Raw genomic sequence first — 17,315 nt, 5'->3', positions numbered from 1 at the left:
GCGGTCGAACCACCCGGTCGCTGAGCCTGTCGAAGCGCGTCTCCCTCCCGGAGACCCGACATCCTTCGACAGGCTCAGGGACCGACGAGCACCATGTCCATCAGGACCAAGGGCTGCCGTTCCAGTGACGCGGCCTCATCACGGACGGGTGTGAATCCCACGCTCCTCCAGAACCCGATGCCCTCCGTGTTCGCGAGATCGGGATCGACCGTCAGCCGTTGCCACCCGCGCACCTCTCGGGCCCGCTCGGCGAGGAGCGACACCACTGAGCGCCCGACTCCGTGGCCTCGCCCGCTTGGAAGCAGGATGAGGTCCATCCCTCCGGCTCCATCGTCGTCGGCATGGAGGATCGCGAGACCAGCGGGTGACGCGTCGACCTCCACGATGAAGCACTCAACCTCGGGGAGGCGGCCGCCCGCGTACTTCGCGGCGATCACGTCGGGAGTCAACGGGGCCGGTCCGCCCCAGCCGTCGAAGGACGGATCATCGAACAACCGCAGCAGCGCGGGCATCGAGTCCGCATCCGTCGGAACGAGCTCGATCCGCTTTCCGGCCATGCCTTGATGATCCCACCCCCGACCGTCGCGTTACTGACCGCTCGGTCGCTGAGCCTGTCGAAGCGCGTCTCCGTCTCGGGGACCCGGCATCCGTCGACAGGCGCTCCAGGTCAAGCGCGATCATGCGCTCCGTCGGATCCGCCCGTTTCGCATGCGAAACGAGCGGCGGTCGCCCTAGACGGTGGCGCTGCAGCCCTCGCCGCCACCGCTGCCCTTCGGCAAGCGGAGGTCGATCGTGCCCGATACGGACGCATCGGTCAGCAGGGCGGCGAGCGCGTCGCACGGCGCCGGCGCGGCCTCGTCGATCACGCCGTTGATCTCGATCGAGTCCCCGGAGTCGATGATCTCCACGAGCCCGACCCCGTTGGCGAGCGCGTCGGTGACGAGGGACTGCAGCAGCGCGCCCCGGCCGTCGACCACCGTCAGCACCTCCACGCTCCACTCCACGCCCCCCGTGCTGATGTACCGGTGCGCTTCGTCCACGACATCGGGCGCCAGCGACGTGGCCGGCCCGTAAGCCTCGTCGACGCCCTCCGGACCGGCCACCTGGCACAGGACCGTGAGCTCCGACTCCTTCTCCACCGACACCTCGGTGCTGATGGTCCCGCACGGCGAGCTCTGGGCGAGGTTGACCGCCCGCGCGATCTCCGTGGCCGGGAATGCATCGGTCACGGTGACGGATCCGGAGTAGTCGTCGGCGTCGCGCTGGAGCGAAATTCCGATGAGGGTGACCTCGGGGCGCTCGTCGCCGAGCACGGCATCGATCCGAGGACCCAGGTCGCCCACGAGGGCCGCGACGGTGTCCGCGTCCGCGGTCTCGCTGTAGGTGAGGTCCACCTTCACCTCCATACCCGAGTCGCCGGACTCCTCGGCGATGGAGACCTCGGCCGGACCGCCCTCGGCCTTCACCGCGGCGGCCAACTCCTTGAGGGTGGCGGGCTCCGCGTTCGACTCGGACCCGGAAGGCTCGGACGCGCAGCCGGCGAGGATGAGCATCGCGGCGGCGGCGATCACGGACAGGCGGGTGGCGGGACGGGAACGGCGCATGAGGCCATTCGAGCACGGCTACCGGACCGGGGCCAGGGCAGACGTGCCCACTCCCCTCGGGTTGGGGGTGCAGTGGCGCGACGGTTGGCGGCGATCGATCCCCTCCAATGGGGTCGCGCGCGGTTCCTCGCCGCGCCCCTATGCTCACGATGTGAGTCCCCGATCCGCCGCCCCCACCCGCACCTGGCCGCACGTTCTCGCGGCGGTGCCCGAGGCTGCACCGCTCGGCGGGCTCACCGCCGCGCCGGAGCCGGCGGCCTCTGCGATCACCGCCCTCGCGCGGACGACGAAACGCGACGACGAGACACCCGCAGATCTCCTCGCGGCGATCGAGTACGAGGTGTCGGAGCCGGCCACGCGGACCGCGCTCGACGCGATGCGGGCGTGGCGTGACGAACAGCGGAGGGAGCGGGAGCGGCTCGACGAGCTGGCACCGGTCGACGACCGGCCGTGGCTCGAGCAGGTGATCGACCGGCTCTGGACCGCGACTCCCGCCGTCCCTCTCGCCTTCGCCCTCCAGCCGATGAACCCCGGCACCACGTTCGACGTCCTCGTCGCGATCGGTGCCGCCGGGGCGGTGCTCGCCGCGGGCCGGGTCGCAGCGGTCCAGGCCGGGCGGACCCGGAAGCTCCCCGAGTGGCGCGGGCTGCTCCTCGTGATCGCGTTCGCGATGCTCGCCGCGCCCGCCGTCACGCTCGGCCGTATCGCCGTTGCGGGCGATTCCCTCACGCACGGACCCGTCACGACAGCGTCGCTCGTGGTGCAGGCCGTGGCCGGACTGCTCGTCGTCGCCCTCGCACTTCGGGCCCCACGGGCGGCCGAGCACGCGGCCCGGCGCCGCGAGCAGCGTGCGAGCGACCCGCGTGCGCCCGCCGATCCGCGCGGCGACTTCTCCGACGACGTCGAGGATCGGATGGACGCTCTCGACGCGGCCGTCGCCGAGCTCGCCCCCGACCGCCTCCGCTCCGCCCTCATGGGTCGCGATTCGGGCATCGCGCGCGGCTCCCGCGCCACGGTGGTCGACGCGATCTGCGTGCTCTTCGAACGCGACCAGATCGATGCCGACGAGGCGGAGTGGATGCTGCGCGAGGCGCTGGCGGAACGATGATCCGGCGCTGTCGTTTCGTCCTCACGCTCACCGTGGCCGCGACGATCGCGCTGAGCGGCTGTGCAGCCGGCGGGGAATCGGGAGCGGCCTCGACCCCGTCGCCCACGCCGACGGCCGCGTGCCCGCGTCTCGACGACGTGCCCGACGCAGAGCGCGACTGCGCCGTCTACGACCCGGACGCCGCGATGGCGGAGAACGAGCGCTACCGCGAGCAGATGCCGGTCGACCCGGCGACGCAAGCGGATCTCGATTCCTACGTCGAGCCCGCTCGCGCCGCCCTCGAGGCCCTCGCCCCGCCCGCCTCGGTGGAGGATGTGATCGCCGCCCTCGCGAGCGTCGGGCTGGACGAGTCATCCATCCAGACGTCCGACCACGGCACGGGCATCGCGTTCGGCGCCCTCGCCTCCGGCGGCTGCGTCACGGGATCCGTCTCTTTGGACGGCGCGGTCACGGTGCAGGCGGGCGGCCTCATCATGGACGGAGGCTGCCTCGCGGCCGACGGCCACTAGGGCTCCCGCCGCTCAGCCGGCGAACATCGCGTACCGCTCGGCAGGGTCGAGGTGCATGTGCGCCTTTAGCTGCACCGTCATGGCGTCTCCGAGGATCTCGATCGCGCCCGCCTCGAGTCCGTCGAGCGCTGTGGCGACGAGGGTTTCCGGTGCGGTCTTCGGCGCGTCCATGCCAGCCGCCATGTCGGTGTCGATGAGCGCCATAAGGAGGCCGGCGACCTGCGTCCCCTGCCGGGCGAGTAGCGCGCGCGTTCCCTCGGTGAGGCTGAATGCGGCAGCCTTCGACATCCCGTACGACGTCGCACCCGGAGCCGCGAACCACGCGATGGCGGAGAGCACGTTGAGGATCGCGCCGCCGCCGTTCGCGGCGAGCACGGGAGCGAAGGCACGGGTGGTGTTGAGCGGTCCGAAGGCGTTCGTCTCGAGCTCGCGGCGGATGGTGTCCATGTCACCACCGATGAGGTCGGCACCCAACGACACTCCGGCGTTGTTGATGAGGATCGTCACGTCGGTCGCCCGCTCGGCGATCGCGCGCACCTGGCCTTCGTCCGTCACGTCGAGCGCCACGGCCTCGACGCCGTCCGCGGTGATGGAGGCGGCGTCGCGAGCGGTCGCGTAGATCTTCGCCGCGCCGCGCTCCTTGAGCTGGCGGACGAACTCCGCTCCGATGCCGCGATTCGCGCCGGTGACGAGAACGACCGAGTCCTTGATCTGCATGATGGATGCCTTTCTGTAGCGATCACTAGGTAATGAAATGTGACCGTAACACATTTCCTAGTGATCGTTATAGAATGGACGGACCATGGCAGGCAGACCCAGATCCTTCGACCGGAACACCGCGATCCTCGTCGCGATGGAACAGTTCTGGCGCGACGGGTACGAGGCCACGACGGTCGCGAAGCTCACCGAGGCGATGGGCATCACCCCGCCGAGCCTGTACGCCGCATTCGGCGACAAGGATCAGCTCTTCCACGCGGCCGCCGCCTGCTACGTCGACGCGATGACCGTCGGTCTAGAGGCCGCCCTCGCCGAGCCGACCGCGTTCGAAGCGATCCGGCAGATGCTCTACAGCTCGGGCGAGGCGCACACCGATGCGGGCACTCCTGCGGGCTGCTTCCTCACGCTCGAACCCCGGATGGCCCCTCAGCGCGAGGCGCTGCGCCAGCGGTTCGCGGAGCGGATCACCCAGGGCATCACCGAGGGCGACGTCCTGCCCGGCACCGACGCGGAGCAGCTCGCGGCCTACGTGATGGCCGTGCACACCGGCATGGCCGCCCGCGCCCGCGACGGCGGCACGACCGCCGAGGTGCTCGCGATCGCGGAGATGGGCCTCCAGGCCCTCACGCCGAACCTCGTCTCCACGGCCTCCTAGGCCGCGGGCACCTGGCCGGACTAGCCTGGCGGGCATGGCGATCGCGACGCAGCCCACCGGCGAGGACGTCGTGGCTTTCCTCGACGCCGTGCCCGACGAGCGGCGCCGCGCCGAGGGGCATGTGGTCCGCGAGCTGATGGAACGCGTCACAGGCGAACCCGCGGTGATGTGGGGCGCCTCGATGGTGGGTTTCGGTTCGCGCCCGTATACGAACACGACGGGCACGAACGAGTGGTTCGTCGTGGGCTTCTCCCCGCGCAAGGCGGCCCTCACCATCTACGGGATCCACGACGGCTACGGCCCCGAGAATCCGATCCTTGCCGACCTCGGCCCGCACACCACGGGAGTCGGCTGCGTCTACGTGAAACGCCTCGCTGCACTCGATCTCTCCGTGCTCGAACGCCTCGTCCGCGACGCCTGGACGGCCGCGCCGACCGCCGCCGACCCCTCCCGCTGACCACCGACCCCCGCCAGGTATAGCGTTTGCGCGGATATGAGGCGGCATACTGCCTCAAATCCGCGCAAACGCACTACTTCGAGGGGGCGGGGGGGGTGAGGGGGCGGGGAGCGGGGTGCGAGGGGCGACGCTCAGTGAAGGGTGCCGGCGTCCACACCGTCGACGAGCACAGCGCGGTAGATCGCGCCCTGGAAGCGGTTCTTGACCACCTCCTGGTACTCCTCGCCGAGATACCAGTCCTTCGCGGCTGCCGCGTCGGGGAAGGCGAGGATGACGACGCCCTCGACCGGCGGCCCCTCGAGGACCTCGTGTCGGCCGTAGTCGACGAGGGCCTGCACATCGTGAGTCGCGAGCGTTCCGTCGGCGCGTTCCATGTAGCGGTCGAGCGCCTGCTGATCGATGGTGCTCTCGCGCTGGAACACGATGTACGCGGTCATGTCTCGGTCCTCCGTCGTTCGGTTCGTGAAGCGTAGGGAATCCGGCTACGAGTGGCGCCCGGGCACGTCGACGGTGTCGCCGACGACGTCGATCACGACCTTGCCGCGCAATCCGTACGCCCGCCGGTTCTCGAGGATCTCGTGAGCCTCGCCCACGCGTGCCAGCGGCAGCGTCGCACCGATCACGGGCTTCACGAGCCCTCGCTCGATCAGCGCGGTGAGCGCGTCGAGCTTGCCGCTGTTCTGTCGGGTGAAGACGAAATGGTAGGCGGCGTTCTTACCCCATGCCTCGATGAGGTTCTGAGGCTCCGAGATGTCGACGATGGTGACGACGCGCCCGCCGTCGGCGAGCGTCAGAGGGCTCCGGGTCAGCGTGTCGCCGCCGATGGTGTCGAGGACGACGTCGACTCCCTCACCACCCGTCAGCTCGGAGACGGCGTCCACGTAGTCGGCCGACGCGAAGTCGATCGCCTCATCCGCTCCGAGCGTGCGCACGAACTCGTGGTCCGCCGCTTTCGCCGTGGTGATCACCCGCGCGCCCATCGCCTTGGCCACTTGGATGGCGATCGAGCCGACACCGCCGGCGCCGCCGTGGATCAGAATCGTCTCCCCCACGGTGAGCTGCGCCCGCGTGACGAGGGACTCCCAGACCGTCCCGCCGACGAGCGTCAGGCTCGCCGCCTCGAGGTGGGTGAGGTTCTCCGGCTTCCGGCCGACGAGCTCGACGTCGGCGACGTGCTGCTCGGCATACGAACCGGCGCCGCCGAAGATCTTCGGCGTGTAGTAGACCTCTTCTCCGACGCGGAACTCGGTCACATCGTTCCCGATCTCCTCGATCACGCCGGAGATGTCGTGCCCGGTGATCGCCGGGAGCGGTACGTCGTCCGAGTAGTCCCCGCGGCGGATCTGGACGTCGAGCGGGTTGATGGCGGTCGCGTGGACGCGCACCCGCACCTGCGTGGGCCCGACCGTCGGCACGGGGACGTCGCGCAGTTCGAACGCGTCGGCGCCGCCGAAACGGCTCAGGACGACGGCCTTCATGGTGTCAGTGATGATCGTTTTCCTTTTCTGACGGTGCGGGCTGCCGCTACGCGCGGGGGAGGACGAAGGCCGCGATGAGCGCGTTGGTGAGGATCGCCGTCATCGTGCGGGTGACGGCCTCCGATGCGGCGGCCGCACCCCAGTCGCCGCGCTCGATCGCCTTGGCACGCGTGTAGACGTCACCGCTCCACGGGATCTCGTTGTGGAACTGCGGAAGCGTCCCGCTCGCGGAGAGGAGCGCGATGCTCGCGGCGGTCCGGACATCGGGTGTCTCACCGTCCGTGAGGACCGCGCGCACGCGCTCGATCAGACCGGCACGACGGTCGCTGCCGAGGGTGAGCTTCGTCGACGGGAAGATACCGAGCGTCTTGCCCTGCTCGCGCGTGATGTCGCCACGCTCGACGAGACGGTCGAGTACAGGAGCGCGGAGGTCCGGACCGATCGCCGCGAGTACCGTCTGCACGTCGCGCGGCTTCGGCGAGATGTACGCGAGCCCGGGTGCGAGCAGCTCGTCGGGCGCGGTCGTGGCGTCGAGGGCGTAGACACGGTTCGTGAGCGCGCCCTCCTTGCGCACCTCGATGCGCTCCTGGATCGTCAGATCGCCGAGCGCCGCTCCGGCCAACACGTAGAAGAGGATGTTCTCCCCCGCGATCGAACCCGAGTCGGGCTGGAAGAGAAGAAGCATCAGGTCCTCGACGAGGAGGTGCTCACCGAGAGCCGGGGCGGCGGCTCCCTCGGCACGGGGGGCGGGCTGATCCGTCATCTGTTCTCTCCTTCGTCGTGAGCACCGTGGTTCGGCGTACCGGTCTGCCCGGCGCTCGTCGCATCCACCTGTTCGCGGGCCATCACGCTCGCTCTCCCGAGGACGTCCAGTTGAGCCTCGTTGTACAGCTCGATCATGGTTTCCACGAATGTCTCGCCCGTCACACGTTGAGGCTTCGACATATGACCGTTCGGTTCCAGGAGCCAGGGGTAGTCGGTGATGTGCTGAGCGATCACCGGCGCGAACAGTTCGGCGATGCGCTGCCGGGTCTCGTCGTCCGCGTCCGCTTCGAGCGCCTCGAACTCCGCACTGCCATCATCGGACTCGTTCTCGACCATCGTGCGCAGATCCCCCATGGCCTCGTCGTCATAGAGCTGCTCGTAGACGAGCATGAGCGATCGCTCACGAGCGGAAAGCCGCTTGGCGACGTCCTCGAATCCCGGCGGGACGTCCGTCCCCGTCGAGCCGTCGAGGATCGCGCGGATCTCCGCCCGCGCACGCTGCAGCCGCTCGATACTCGCGGCGAGGTCGGCGTCGATCGCGAGGAGCGCTCCGGCCGGTGATTCGCCGCCGAAGCCGACCGTCTCGATCTGCGACAGCGGGACGCCGAGGTCGCGGAGTCGCCTGATCTGCAGAAGCCGGACGAGGTGCCGTGCTCCGTACTGCTTGTAGCCGTTCGACATCCGGTCGGGCTCCTCGAGCAACCCCGAGCGGTGATAATGACGCACCGTGTTGACGGTCGTCCCCGCGAGTTCCGCGAGCTCGCTCGTGCTCCAGGGCATCGGTCATCCTCTTCCGCTCGCACTACGGCCGCGTCTCGGTCGCTACAGACAAGGCAATTCAAGACCGTGTTCCCGGAACAGGGTCAAGAACGGGCACTCTCGGGGCAACGCGTCGTCGCCACTCGCCGTTCTTCGCCACGACGATGAGCGAGCTCACACGGGCGGCGCGGAAGCGATCGAGAACAGGGCACGGCAGGCAGCCCGGGGTCCCCATCGCTAGAGCCGACCGCCTGCTCCTTCATTCTCCGGCGGTCCGGTCGGCTGCGGGGGCGGCACCTACCGAGCGATCGGTGCTGCTCCGACGTGCACTTGACCATGTTCCAAGAACACGGCCTTGACTCGGTTTCGTCGAGTGGAGCGACTGCTCCGCACATCGGAATCTGAGGAGACGGACAACCATGGACGACCCCTGCGACGGGCTGCAGAGCGCAGTCGACCAGGTGCCAGTGCTCACGCAGCTCCTCATCGCCGCGTCGGGCGCACTCGCGCTCCTCGGCCGGTGAAGACCCTGGATCGCCGGCGGCGTTGGTCTCTCCTCACCGCAGGAACCCTCGCGCTCCTCCTGCTGACGGCTGCCGGCGTCACCGCACTGTTCCAGCTCGGCCTTCCGATGGCGAGCGGCGACAACGACAGCACCCACGTCTACCACGACGCGGACGGCGACTGGCTTCCCTACCAGGTGCACGTCCCTCCGCAATACGACGGCTCCACCCCGCTGCCCGTGATGATGGCCCTGCACGGCTGCGCCATGACAGGCTTCGGCTGGAACTCGATGGAGCGCACGACACAGTTCGACGCTCTCGCCGACCGCGAAGGGTTCATCGTCGTCTATCCCAGCCAGCGTCCCTTCGCGAGCGCCATCAACTGCTGGAACTCAGGCGATCCCGAGAACCAGCAGCGCGGTAGCGGCGAGCCGGCGCTCCTCGCCGGTATCGCAGGCGAGGTCGTCGAGACCTACGGCGCCGACGCGTCGCGGGTGCACGTGTCGGGCGCTTCGTCGGGGGCCGGCACCGCCGTCATCCTGGGTGCCACATACCCTGACGTCTTTGCAACGGTGACGTCGGTCGCGGGGGGCGAGTACGGACTCAACCGGGTGGACCCGGAGAACCCCGACGACACTCCGCCGGTGGAGACCGCCCGGCAGGCATGGGCTCAGATGGCCGATCGGCAGCGTCTCGTGCCACTGCTCGTCATCCAGGGCGGCCAGGACGAGGTGGTCCCCGAGCTCGTCGGCGGCCGTCTCGTCGAGCAGTGGAGCGCGGTCGCCGACCTCATCGACGATGGGCTCCTCAACAGCAGTCTCGAGCTCACGAGCGAGACGACGTCGACGCCCGCACACGATGGCCGCCACGCGTTCGAGCGCACCGTCTACACCACCGCCGACGGCGGCACCCTCATCGAGCACTACCTCGTCCCGGCGATGGCACACGCGTGGCCCGGCCCCGAGGGCGAAGGCGAATACACCGATCAGGCAGGGCCGGATGCCTCCGAGATCGCCTGGGGATTCGCCGAGCAGCACAGCCTGTTCGGGTGACTCGAGACACCCGACGACGGTCGGCACGATCTGCGCGGTCGTCTCATAGAGGATTCAGTCGGGGGTTCTTCTCTTCTCGGTGTTTGGACGGGGCGACGACTACTGCGAGCAGATCGCCGTGTCGAGGAAGGCCCGCAGGCGCGCTTCGCCCTCGGCGGTCGTCGCATTCCGTGTGACGACGATCGCGGCGGACCGCCCGTCCTCCGTGGCCGCTACCCGCGATTGGGTGCCCGGCACGTCGCCGCCGTGACCCCACGCGGTCACGCCGCAGCTGAGGTCGAAGGAGATGAGCCCGAGACCGTACCGAGCACCCTCCCACAGGCCGGTGGTCGGGATCGTCGTCTGCATCTCTGCGAGGAGGTCTGCGGGAACGACGTCGCCCTGCGCGAGCGCCGCGTAGAAGGCCGTGAGGTCGCTGGTGGTCGAGACCATCGCACCGGCGGTGAAGCCCCACGACGGGTCGAAGTCCGTGTAGTCGAGGGACTCACCGTCCACCGGGATGTAGCTGTGCGGGTGCTTTCCGCGGATCACCTGTTCGCCCTGGTCGGGCATGTAGGTGTCGTCGAGCCCGAGCGGGGCGAGGATGCGCTCGTGGACCACCTCGCTGAAGGGCCGCCCGGCGACCGCCTCGACGATGAGGCCCGCGAGGATGTAGTGGGTGTTGCTGTAGGAGAACGCCTCCCCCGGGGCGCCGGTCACCGGCTCCGTCAGTGCGATGTCGAGGGCGGAGCGCGGCGAGATGTAGCGGTGCTGCCACTCGACGATGTTCGCGAAGACGTCGTCGTCCAGATCCGGCAGCCCAGCGGTGTGCTGGAGCAGCTGACGGACGGTGACGTCTGCGCCCGTCACCTCGGGGTGGTCGAGCACACCCGGCAGATACGACTCGACCGTGGCATCGAGATCGATCTCTCCCTCGGCGACGAGCTGGAGCACGACGGCGGCGGTGAAGGTCTTCGTGTTGCTCCCGATCCGGAGGCTGCTGTCGCGGCTGACCTTCGTGGAGGTGCCGAGCTCGACAACCCCCGCGGCGTAGGTGCGGGTCTTGCCGCGCTCGTCGGTGGTGGCGGCGAATGCGGCCGGCCAATCGTCGAGCCGCATCGTCTCGGCAAGGGCGGCTCGGACCGGGTCGTGCCCGCTCGCGGCCTCTGGGGCCGGCGGGGCGAGTGCGAGCCCGGCGAGCAGCGCCGCTGCCCCGGTCGTGGCGATGAGAGCACTGCGGATCGTCATGGGTCCTCCTCGGACGGGGCTGTATGCGCTCCGGTAGCGCCTGGTCGATCACACTCCGTGTTCCCGCCACACGGTCAAGAGGCCCTACCTGCCACTTGACCCTGTTCCCAGGACACGGGGTTCCATGGAGCAGGACGTCACCCACCGAGAGGAAGGCACGCGATGCACAACGTGATCCGGGGCCGGATGACGCATGAGTACGACGGCGAACTCGTCGTCTTCCGCATGGGCCTGCGCGTGAACCGCTGGAGGCGTCCCGACCTCTGGCTCCCGCCCTATCGAGCGATGACACGCATGCTCCGTGAGCTGCAAGCGGACCCCGACTCCGGGCTTCTCGGAGCCGCCACACACGTCGATCGGAACGGGCCGTCCCAGACTCAGTACTGGTCGTCGCTCGACGAGCTGTACGCCTACGCGGCCGACGCATCGGCGTCGCACCGCGCGGCCTGGAACATCTTCTCCCGCACGACGCGGAGGTCCGGCGGCGCCGTCGGCGTCTGGCACGAGACCTTCCTCGTCGACCGCGCCGAGAGCCTGTACGTCACGACGCCCGTGATGGGTCTGGCTCGTGCGACGTCGATCGTCTCGGCGGGACACGGGGAGGGCGGCGGCGGTGAGCGCATCGGCGCAGACGAGACGCGCGCTCCCGCATCCGCCGCGTCATCGAGCCCAGACGCGGAGGCGGTCCGCTGATGCGCGCCCTCCGAACCCTCGGCACGGTCCTCCTCGCGATCGGCTTCACGATGCTCGCCGTGGCCGTCCTCATCCGCGACCCCACGGCGCTCGACGCCAACATCGGCGCGGGCGCACTGTCCCTCGTCGGCATCCCGCTCGGCGCGGTCGGCCTCGTGCTCGTCGTCGTGACCGCCGTCGTCCTCCGGGTACGACGGTTGGGCTGAGATCCGCTCGATCGCAAGACCATGCCACCGGACGACATCGGGCCATCCACGCTCGGAATGGCAGTGCATGAATTGGTCGATCGTCGAGGTCGACGGCACGTTCTACGCCTGGAACACGGCGGCCGAGAACGACGGCACCGACGCCGGCGGCTAGCTGAGGAACCCGCCGAAGAGAAGCGAGACCATCATCGCGACGATGACCGAGTTGAAGCCGAAGGCGACCAGCACGTTCGCGCGCACGAGTCGCCACGCTGCCGGTGAGAGCATCTCGGCCGGCGTCGTCGCGGCCATGGACGAGACCAGCGAGGCGAGCGTGAGGTAGTCGGGGAAGCGCGCCGGGCCGGGGAGCGAGAACCGGAAATGCTCCGTCTCGCTCGTCCTGGCCGCGAGCCGCATGTAGCTGAGGGCGAAGGAGAACATCATCTGGGTCCAGGATGCGGCGACGGTGAGGAAGGTCAACGCGACGTAGATGGGCTCTTCGCGCATGACCGGTTGCTGCGCGATGAAGATCGTCACGAACACCGCCACGACGGCACCAGACATAGCGGTGTCTGCGACGCCGGCGGCTCCCAGCGTGCGGGTGAAGACGTTGCGATGGTCGCGCTCGTCGATGAGCGCCGACCGCCGGAGCGGTTCCGAGTCGAGCCGCACATAGGTGCGCGCACTCCAAGCAACGTAGATGACCGTGTAGGCCGGCCAGTAGACGAGGTAGAGGAGGGTGACGATCTGTCGACCGTCGTTCGGGTCGAGAGCGACCCCCGTCGTGAGCGCGAGGAGCGGGAGCGTTCCGACCACGACGAGCGATGACACCAGGAAGCTGATGAGCGAGCGGCTGCGATCCGAGCGGACCTTCGGTCCCCCGTGTCGCGTCATGTTCTTCAGCGAACACCATGTGCCAGGAACATGGTCAAGACGCTCGCTGAGATGCGGCGACGCCCGTCACTCGGCGCCCGTGGCCCGCAGGACGATTGCGAGGATCGGCAGGGCCAGGTTGTTGACCGAGTGCACGATGACGGCCGGCCAGATCGATCCACTCCGTCGCATGACCTCGGCGGCGACGAGGCCGACGACGAAGGCGGACGGTAGCGCGAGGTTGATCCCGTGGAAGAGCGCGAAGATGATCGAGCTCCCCACGACGCCGACGAGCGGCCCGTACCGGAGAAGGGCGTTCGTGATGACACCCCGGAACAGGAACTCCTCGCCGATCGGCGTCAGTACGGCGAGGAAGAGGAACGTCAGGACGAGGGGCAGCAGTCCACCCCCAGCGGCGTCGTAGTACGAACCCTGCGGGTCCTCGAGCGCTCCGGCGACGGCGCTCACGACGGTGTTGACGAGCCCCTTCAGGACGAAGGCGACGATGCCGAAGACGATTCCGAGGAGGATCCAGCGGCCCGAGGTGCGCCGGATGGCGAACGCCTGCAGGGGCCGGCGCCGGGTGAGGACGGCGCCGCCGAAACCGATGAGCCCGGCCACTCCGGCCGCCGCCGCGAGGATGAGCCCCCAGACGACGGGATCGGCCGAGACCGTATCCGGAGCGACGACGAGGAGGAGCACGACAGCCGCCCCGAGGGCGAGGCCCACGAGGACCTCGGGCCACCCGGGCCTGAGAGGCGACGAAGTCACGGCGATGGGTCCGGTGCCCGTCATCGAGCGCCCCTGAGGCGACAAGCAAGCCTGACGACTCGACCGAGCACTCTCAGCGGTGGCCCGGCGTGCGTATCGTCCCGGTACTCCGTGTGCGGATCGCCACCACGATGACGGCGACGACGACGAGGGGAATCGGGATGAGTACGGTCAGATCGATCGCTGCGGCCGAGCGGTCGGTCGCGACAGTGGGGTCGATCTGGAGTGCAGCGTCGATGGCGAACTGAGTGGCGTTGTACAGGGCGTGCAGCACGATCGCGATCTCGAGTCCGCCCGAACGCCAGGTGATCCACGCGGTGCCGACCGCGAAGACGATGTACCACAGGTTCAGCAGGCCGCTGGTGGAGACGTGGACGCTCGCAAAGAGCACGCTGGAGACGATGATGGCGAGCAGAAGACCAAGCCGGGGATTCCGCGTCCAACTGCCAACGACTCGGAAGATCAGGCCGCGGAAGCCGTACTCCTCGCCTGCGGCTTGGAAGGGCGTGAGGAATAGAGCGGTGGACACGAGGAGCAGTGTGTCGTGCCAGCCCCACGTCGTCTGCGGCAACGGGGTCACGTAGTAGACGATCTGGACGACGGCGATCACCGGCAGAAGGACCACGAGGGCGCGACCCAGCAGGTCGAAGCGAAGATGCCCCAGCACCGACGACAGCGACCCGCCGCGGACGCCGTAGAGCCAGCGCTGTATCAGCATGCTCCACGGGATCAGGAGCGCCACCGCGAAGGCGCCGGCGGCGTTCACAAGGGGGGTGTATCCGGCGCGGGGCTCCGTGCCGATCGCCGTGTCGATCAGGGTCGCGCCGATGGCGAACGCGAAGATGAACACCTGCATGCCGAGCAGGAGGAGGGCGATCGCGAGGATGCCTCGTCCGATCCGCCGTTTATCGCTGACGAGAACCCGGTGGTACTCAACGGGGGTGGCGGGATGATCCATTGCAGCTCTTTTCCTCCGGATGGGGCCCGTCGGCTGGACGGCCGGCCGGGATGCGCGCAAGTCGACACCTGACGCGCATGAAGTCAAGAGCGTGTTCCTACCACCGAGTCAAGAGGAGTGCGACACGGCGGATTGCCACCTCGAAACACGGGGTGGCGGGCTCGCCGACGGCTCGCCGGCTTCACCGGTCGAGGAATTCAATCCCGACCGTTGGCTGGTCTTTGATCGACGTTCAGAAGCCGAGGCCGTCGAGGAGCCAGTTGTAGCGAAGACGGAGGGCTCGCTCGGACGCTCCGATGCCGGCGAGGACTCCAAGTGTCACGTTCAGCCACACGGGAAGGTGAATCGGGGATTCGAAGCGCCCGATGCGTTCGACGACGGGCGGGATCTGCAGAACCGGCTCGATGAGCTGAAGCCCATTCACGATGACGCCCGCGAGGAGCAGAACGATGGAGACGGCTCCAATCCATCGACTTGCGCTCGGATGGGTGCGCGCGAAACGCATACGACGCCCCACGGCGGACCGGGGCTCCGGTGTCAGGGGCGTCGCGATGCCGTTCGGTGTGACGTAGTGAGCTCGCTTCAAGCCGGCGGCGCCGTACGCAACGTCGATGACCCCGCCTTCCACAGGGAATTCAGCGGGAAGTTCAGCTCGCAAGAGCTGCCGCCCGTCGAGGTAGACGTAGGCCATCCCGAAGTCTCCCGATTGCTTTCCGGAAGACCTCACATCGAGGGCGTAGGCGCTCCGACGGGTGCCGGTGAGTTCGACGGTGACGTAGAACAGTTGACGGCCGTTGAGCAGATGCCACCAGCGGAACGGCTCGAGAACACTTTCGTCTCCTGGGGCGACGCGCCTTGCCCGTCCACAGTGCACGATGTCTCCTCGGATCGATCGGGCGTCGGACGCGTCGTTACCCGCGCGCATGGCTCAGTGCACACCATGTTCCTACCACCGGGTCAACAACGGGACGGTCCGGTGAGCGATCGGTCGGTCGCCACAGACGAGAAGGAGCCGTGCGTTCCTTGACCCGGTGCTGGGGACAGGGTGTGGGATGGTTCCATGAAAACGAGCGATGACGGTCACTGGTTCACACGATGCGGACGCAGCGCACAGGAGTGGCTGCTCCGCAATCCAGGTTCGGCCCTCACCCAGGTCGCAATGGACGCCGTGATCGGGGCAGGAGGAGTTCCGGTCCGCGTCGTCGGCGTCGACGAGCGCTCAGAGGCGCACTACCTCGCTCCGGCAGACAGCGCCTATCTTGCGGAGCTGCGCGCCGCCGGATTCGCGAGCGGCGAACGGTGACCCTTCTCCGCTCTCGGACGGTCACTGTTCTGAGTTCTCTCCACCGGCCGCGCCGCGAAGGGGTGCTCTGATCTGCAGACGAAGAGTTCGATCTGTTCGATACTTCTCTCGAGTTCGTCGTCGATCGCGCTGAGCGCCTCCTCCGACGCGAGCAACTGAGAGCGGCATACTGCCTCATGCGTCCTTTGCTGTGGCATTCCTCCGCAGGTCGCGTGCGTACTCGATGGCGAGCAGACTTGCCCGGCCGAGCACTTCCAGCTGAGCCGGGTTGTACAGCTCCACCAGCATGTCCACCCACGTCTGCGAATCGACGCTGCCGCTCTTCGCGAGCCGGGGGGCAGAATCCTCCAGCCAGGGGAAATCGACGAGATTCTGCGCCTGCGTCCGAGCGAGCTGCTCGATGAGACGCTCCTTCGTCGCCACATCAGCATCCGCGGGCAGAGCGTCGATCTCCGCATCCAGCGCTTCGTCGTGCGCCTCGGCCATCTGCTTGACGTCGGACAACGCGTCCTCGTCGTAGACCTGCGTGTAGATGTGGATCACCGACCGGTCCGCGTCCGACAGTCGGGAGGCCAGGGACTCGAAGCCGACAGGAGAGTGTGCCGGTGCGCCGTGCCGGTGGATCGCTGCAATGTCCTCCCGCGCTTTTTCCAGGCGTTCCGTCTCCACGTGGAGTTCGACGTCGAGCGCGCGCAGCGAAGCCTCTGCGGATTTCGTGCCCGAGAGAACCTCCTTGACCTCCGTCAGAGGAACCCCGAGGGCGGCTAAGCGCCGAATGCGCAGAAGAGTTTCGACGTGCCGCTCGTCGTATTGCTTGTAGCCGTTCTCGTGGCGATCGGGCTCTTCGAGAAGTCCGATCTGGTGGTAGTGACGAACCGTGTTCAAGGTCGTCCCCGCCAGTTCGGCGACCTCCCGCGTACTCCACGGCATGAACGTTCCTCTCTTCGTTGCCAGGAGCGTGCGCAATGCAGCTCCGATACGACGCACCATATGGCATCCGAGGGGCTGGAAGGCCATTCTCATCGCCTACGGCTGACCCGGATCGAGACGAGCGTTCATTGTTTCGACGATGACTGACATCGATCATGTGGCCCGTCCCCGACAGGAACGCCTGTCTACACGGCGTGGTTCAGCGACCAGTCGTCGAAGCTGAAACCGGGCGACACGAGACAGCTCACCAACGCCTCGGACGCGCGGGGCAGGGTACGTTGCCAGACGCCGGCCGGCACGAGTCCCTGAGCTCGCTGTCCGGCCGCTTCGTCGGCGCCCAAGAGGAGCACGTCCGTGTTCACGGGTTCGGCCCCGGATCCACCAAGTTGCAGCGCTACCTCGCCCGGTCCGTGCCACAACCAGATCTCGTCACTGGTCACGGCATGCCAGGCGGAAGCCTCGCCCGGCGGCAGGAGGAAGTAGATCAGCGTCGCGGCGGGGCGATCTCCGGCTTCGGTGTGCACGGGGTCCGCCGACCTCCAGGTCTCTCGATACCAGCCGCCCTCCGGGTGAGGCTCGAGTTGCAACGCGGCCGCACGTGGAGGAACGTCCAGCCACTCGATGATCTCCCCACCGACCGTACGACGTGCGACCTTCTCGTCCGTCATCTATTTCCTTCTCCGGTGCGTGTTATCGGTCGTGCTCTCAGTGGGCTCGGCCCGCCTCTTCACACGCTTCGAGTCGGTTTCACGTGAACGTGGTGTTCAC

General features: G+C 68.3%; 22 protein-coding genes. 8 read left to right on the top strand and 14 right to left on the bottom strand.

Going from position 1 to position 17,315, the window contains the following annotated elements:
- Positions 1–74: 74 nt before the first annotated feature.
- The gene (locus tag ELQ94_RS14255) at positions 75–557 is read right to left on the bottom strand and encodes a GNAT family N-acetyltransferase (protein ID WP_127051031.1); all 483 of its coding nucleotides are present in this window, start codon (positions 555–557) and stop codon (positions 75–77) included.
- 174 nt (positions 558–731) lie between these two features.
- Positions 732–1,604: a hypothetical protein gene (locus ELQ94_RS14250; protein WP_127051030.1), complete on the bottom strand. Its 873-nt coding sequence runs from the start codon at positions 1,602–1,604 to the stop codon at positions 732–734.
- Between the two features lie 151 nt (positions 1,605–1,755).
- Here ELQ94_RS14250 and ELQ94_RS14245 point away from each other — a divergent pair, with 151 nt between their 5' ends.
- Entirely contained in the window at positions 1,756–2,712 is a 957-nt protein-coding gene (locus ELQ94_RS14245) for a hypothetical protein (RefSeq protein WP_127051029.1), read from the top strand.
- Positions 2,709–3,221: a hypothetical protein gene (locus ELQ94_RS14240; RefSeq protein WP_127051028.1), complete on the top strand. Its 513-nt coding sequence runs from the start codon at positions 2,709–2,711 to the stop codon at positions 3,219–3,221. The genes ELQ94_RS14245 and ELQ94_RS14240 overlap by 4 nt, the downstream gene beginning before the upstream one ends.
- 12 nt (positions 3,222–3,233) lie before the next feature.
- Here the strand turns inward: ELQ94_RS14240 and ELQ94_RS14235 are convergent, their stop codons facing one another.
- On the bottom strand, positions 3,234–3,938 hold the full coding sequence (locus ELQ94_RS14235) for an SDR family oxidoreductase (RefSeq protein ID WP_127051027.1): 705 nt from the start codon (positions 3,936–3,938) through the stop codon (positions 3,234–3,236).
- 85 nt (positions 3,939–4,023) lie between these two features.
- On the opposite strand from ELQ94_RS14235, the gene ELQ94_RS14230 reads away from it, so the two are divergent.
- A complete protein-coding gene (locus ELQ94_RS14230) occupies positions 4,024–4,593 on the top strand; it encodes a TetR/AcrR family transcriptional regulator (protein ID WP_127051026.1) in 570 nt (189 codons plus the stop codon).
- 34 nt (positions 4,594–4,627) lie between these two features.
- Positions 4,628–5,050: a DUF1801 domain-containing protein gene (locus ELQ94_RS14225; RefSeq protein WP_127051025.1), complete on the top strand. Its 423-nt coding sequence runs from the start codon at positions 4,628–4,630 to the stop codon at positions 5,048–5,050.
- Between the two features lie 131 nt (positions 5,051–5,181).
- Here the strand turns inward: ELQ94_RS14225 and ELQ94_RS14220 are convergent, their stop codons facing one another.
- From ELQ94_RS14220 to ELQ94_RS14205, 4 genes are read right to left on the bottom strand one after another with little or no spacing between them, the layout of a single operon-like run.
- Positions 5,182–5,487: a DUF1330 domain-containing protein gene (locus ELQ94_RS14220; protein ID WP_127051024.1), complete on the bottom strand. Its 306-nt coding sequence runs from the start codon at positions 5,485–5,487 to the stop codon at positions 5,182–5,184.
- Between the two features lie 45 nt (positions 5,488–5,532).
- The gene (locus tag ELQ94_RS14215; protein ID WP_208007733.1) at positions 5,533–6,528 is read right to left on the bottom strand and encodes a zinc-dependent alcohol dehydrogenase family protein; all 996 of its coding nucleotides are present in this window, start codon (positions 6,526–6,528) and stop codon (positions 5,533–5,535) included.
- A 46-nt stretch (positions 6,529–6,574) separates the two neighbouring features.
- Positions 6,575–7,291, bottom strand: coding sequence for a GOLPH3/VPS74 family protein (locus ELQ94_RS14210; RefSeq protein ID WP_127051022.1), 717 nt, complete (start codon positions 7,289–7,291; stop codon positions 6,575–6,577).
- A complete protein-coding gene (locus ELQ94_RS14205) occupies positions 7,288–8,073 on the bottom strand; it encodes a MerR family transcriptional regulator (protein ID WP_127051021.1) in 786 nt (261 codons plus the stop codon). The genes ELQ94_RS14210 and ELQ94_RS14205 overlap by 4 nt, the downstream gene beginning before the upstream one ends.
- A 499-nt stretch (positions 8,074–8,572) precedes the next feature.
- On the opposite strand from ELQ94_RS14205, the gene ELQ94_RS14200 reads away from it, so the two are divergent.
- Positions 8,573–9,607: an extracellular catalytic domain type 1 short-chain-length polyhydroxyalkanoate depolymerase gene (locus ELQ94_RS14200; RefSeq protein ID WP_127051020.1), complete on the top strand. Its 1,035-nt coding sequence runs from the start codon at positions 8,573–8,575 to the stop codon at positions 9,605–9,607.
- A gap of 99 nt (positions 9,608–9,706) precedes the next feature.
- Here ELQ94_RS14200 and ELQ94_RS14195 read toward each other — a convergent pair whose 3' ends face one another.
- Entirely contained in the window at positions 9,707–10,834 is a 1,128-nt protein-coding gene (locus ELQ94_RS14195) for a serine hydrolase domain-containing protein (RefSeq protein WP_127051019.1), read from the bottom strand.
- A gap of 162 nt (positions 10,835–10,996) precedes the next feature.
- On the opposite strand from ELQ94_RS14195, the gene ELQ94_RS14190 reads away from it, so the two are divergent.
- Entirely contained in the window at positions 10,997–11,527 is a 531-nt protein-coding gene (locus ELQ94_RS14190; RefSeq protein WP_127051018.1) for a monooxygenase family protein, read from the top strand.
- Entirely contained in the window at positions 11,527–11,733 is a 207-nt protein-coding gene (locus ELQ94_RS14185) for a hypothetical protein (protein ID WP_127051017.1), read from the top strand. The genes ELQ94_RS14190 and ELQ94_RS14185 overlap by 1 nt, the downstream gene beginning before the upstream one ends.
- A 150-nt stretch (positions 11,734–11,883) precedes the next feature.
- Here ELQ94_RS14185 and ELQ94_RS14180 read toward each other — a convergent pair whose 3' ends face one another.
- The 4 genes from ELQ94_RS14180 to ELQ94_RS14165 form a co-directional block, all read right to left on the bottom strand.
- Complete coding sequence (locus ELQ94_RS14180; protein ID WP_127051016.1) at positions 11,884–12,606, bottom strand: DUF1345 domain-containing protein; 723 nt, start codon at positions 12,604–12,606, stop codon at positions 11,884–11,886.
- A gap of 66 nt (positions 12,607–12,672) precedes the next feature.
- Complete coding sequence (locus ELQ94_RS14175) at positions 12,673–13,356, bottom strand: CPBP family intramembrane glutamic endopeptidase (RefSeq protein ID WP_208007731.1); 684 nt, start codon at positions 13,354–13,356, stop codon at positions 12,673–12,675.
- A gap of 73 nt (positions 13,357–13,429) precedes the next feature.
- Positions 13,430–14,314: a CPBP family intramembrane glutamic endopeptidase gene (locus ELQ94_RS14170; protein ID WP_127051014.1), complete on the bottom strand. Its 885-nt coding sequence runs from the start codon at positions 14,312–14,314 to the stop codon at positions 13,430–13,432.
- A 232-nt stretch (positions 14,315–14,546) separates the two neighbouring features.
- The gene (locus tag ELQ94_RS14165) at positions 14,547–15,188 is read right to left on the bottom strand and encodes a hypothetical protein (RefSeq protein ID WP_208007730.1); all 642 of its coding nucleotides are present in this window, start codon (positions 15,186–15,188) and stop codon (positions 14,547–14,549) included.
- 186 nt (positions 15,189–15,374) lie between these two features.
- On the opposite strand from ELQ94_RS14165, the gene ELQ94_RS14160 reads away from it, so the two are divergent.
- Positions 15,375–15,617 (top strand): hypothetical protein, encoded by a 243-nt coding sequence (locus ELQ94_RS14160; protein WP_127051013.1) that lies wholly within the window; start codon positions 15,375–15,377, stop codon positions 15,615–15,617.
- A 174-nt stretch (positions 15,618–15,791) separates the two neighbouring features.
- Here the strand turns inward: ELQ94_RS14160 and ELQ94_RS14155 are convergent, their stop codons facing one another.
- Complete coding sequence (locus ELQ94_RS14155; protein WP_243697044.1) at positions 15,792–16,634, bottom strand: MerR family transcriptional regulator; 843 nt, start codon at positions 16,632–16,634, stop codon at positions 15,792–15,794.
- 98 nt (positions 16,635–16,732) lie between these two features.
- Positions 16,733–17,215: a cupin domain-containing protein gene (locus ELQ94_RS14150; RefSeq protein ID WP_127051012.1), complete on the bottom strand. Its 483-nt coding sequence runs from the start codon at positions 17,213–17,215 to the stop codon at positions 16,733–16,735.
- Positions 17,216–17,315: the final 100 nt, after the last annotated feature.

Source organism: Labedella endophytica, from assembly GCF_003990045.1.
Taxonomy (GTDB): domain Bacteria; phylum Actinomycetota; class Actinomycetes; order Actinomycetales; family Microbacteriaceae; genus Labedella; species Labedella endophytica.
The sequence above is the reverse complement of the archived record's forward strand: the minus strand, read 5'-3'. Positions and strand labels throughout refer to the sequence as shown.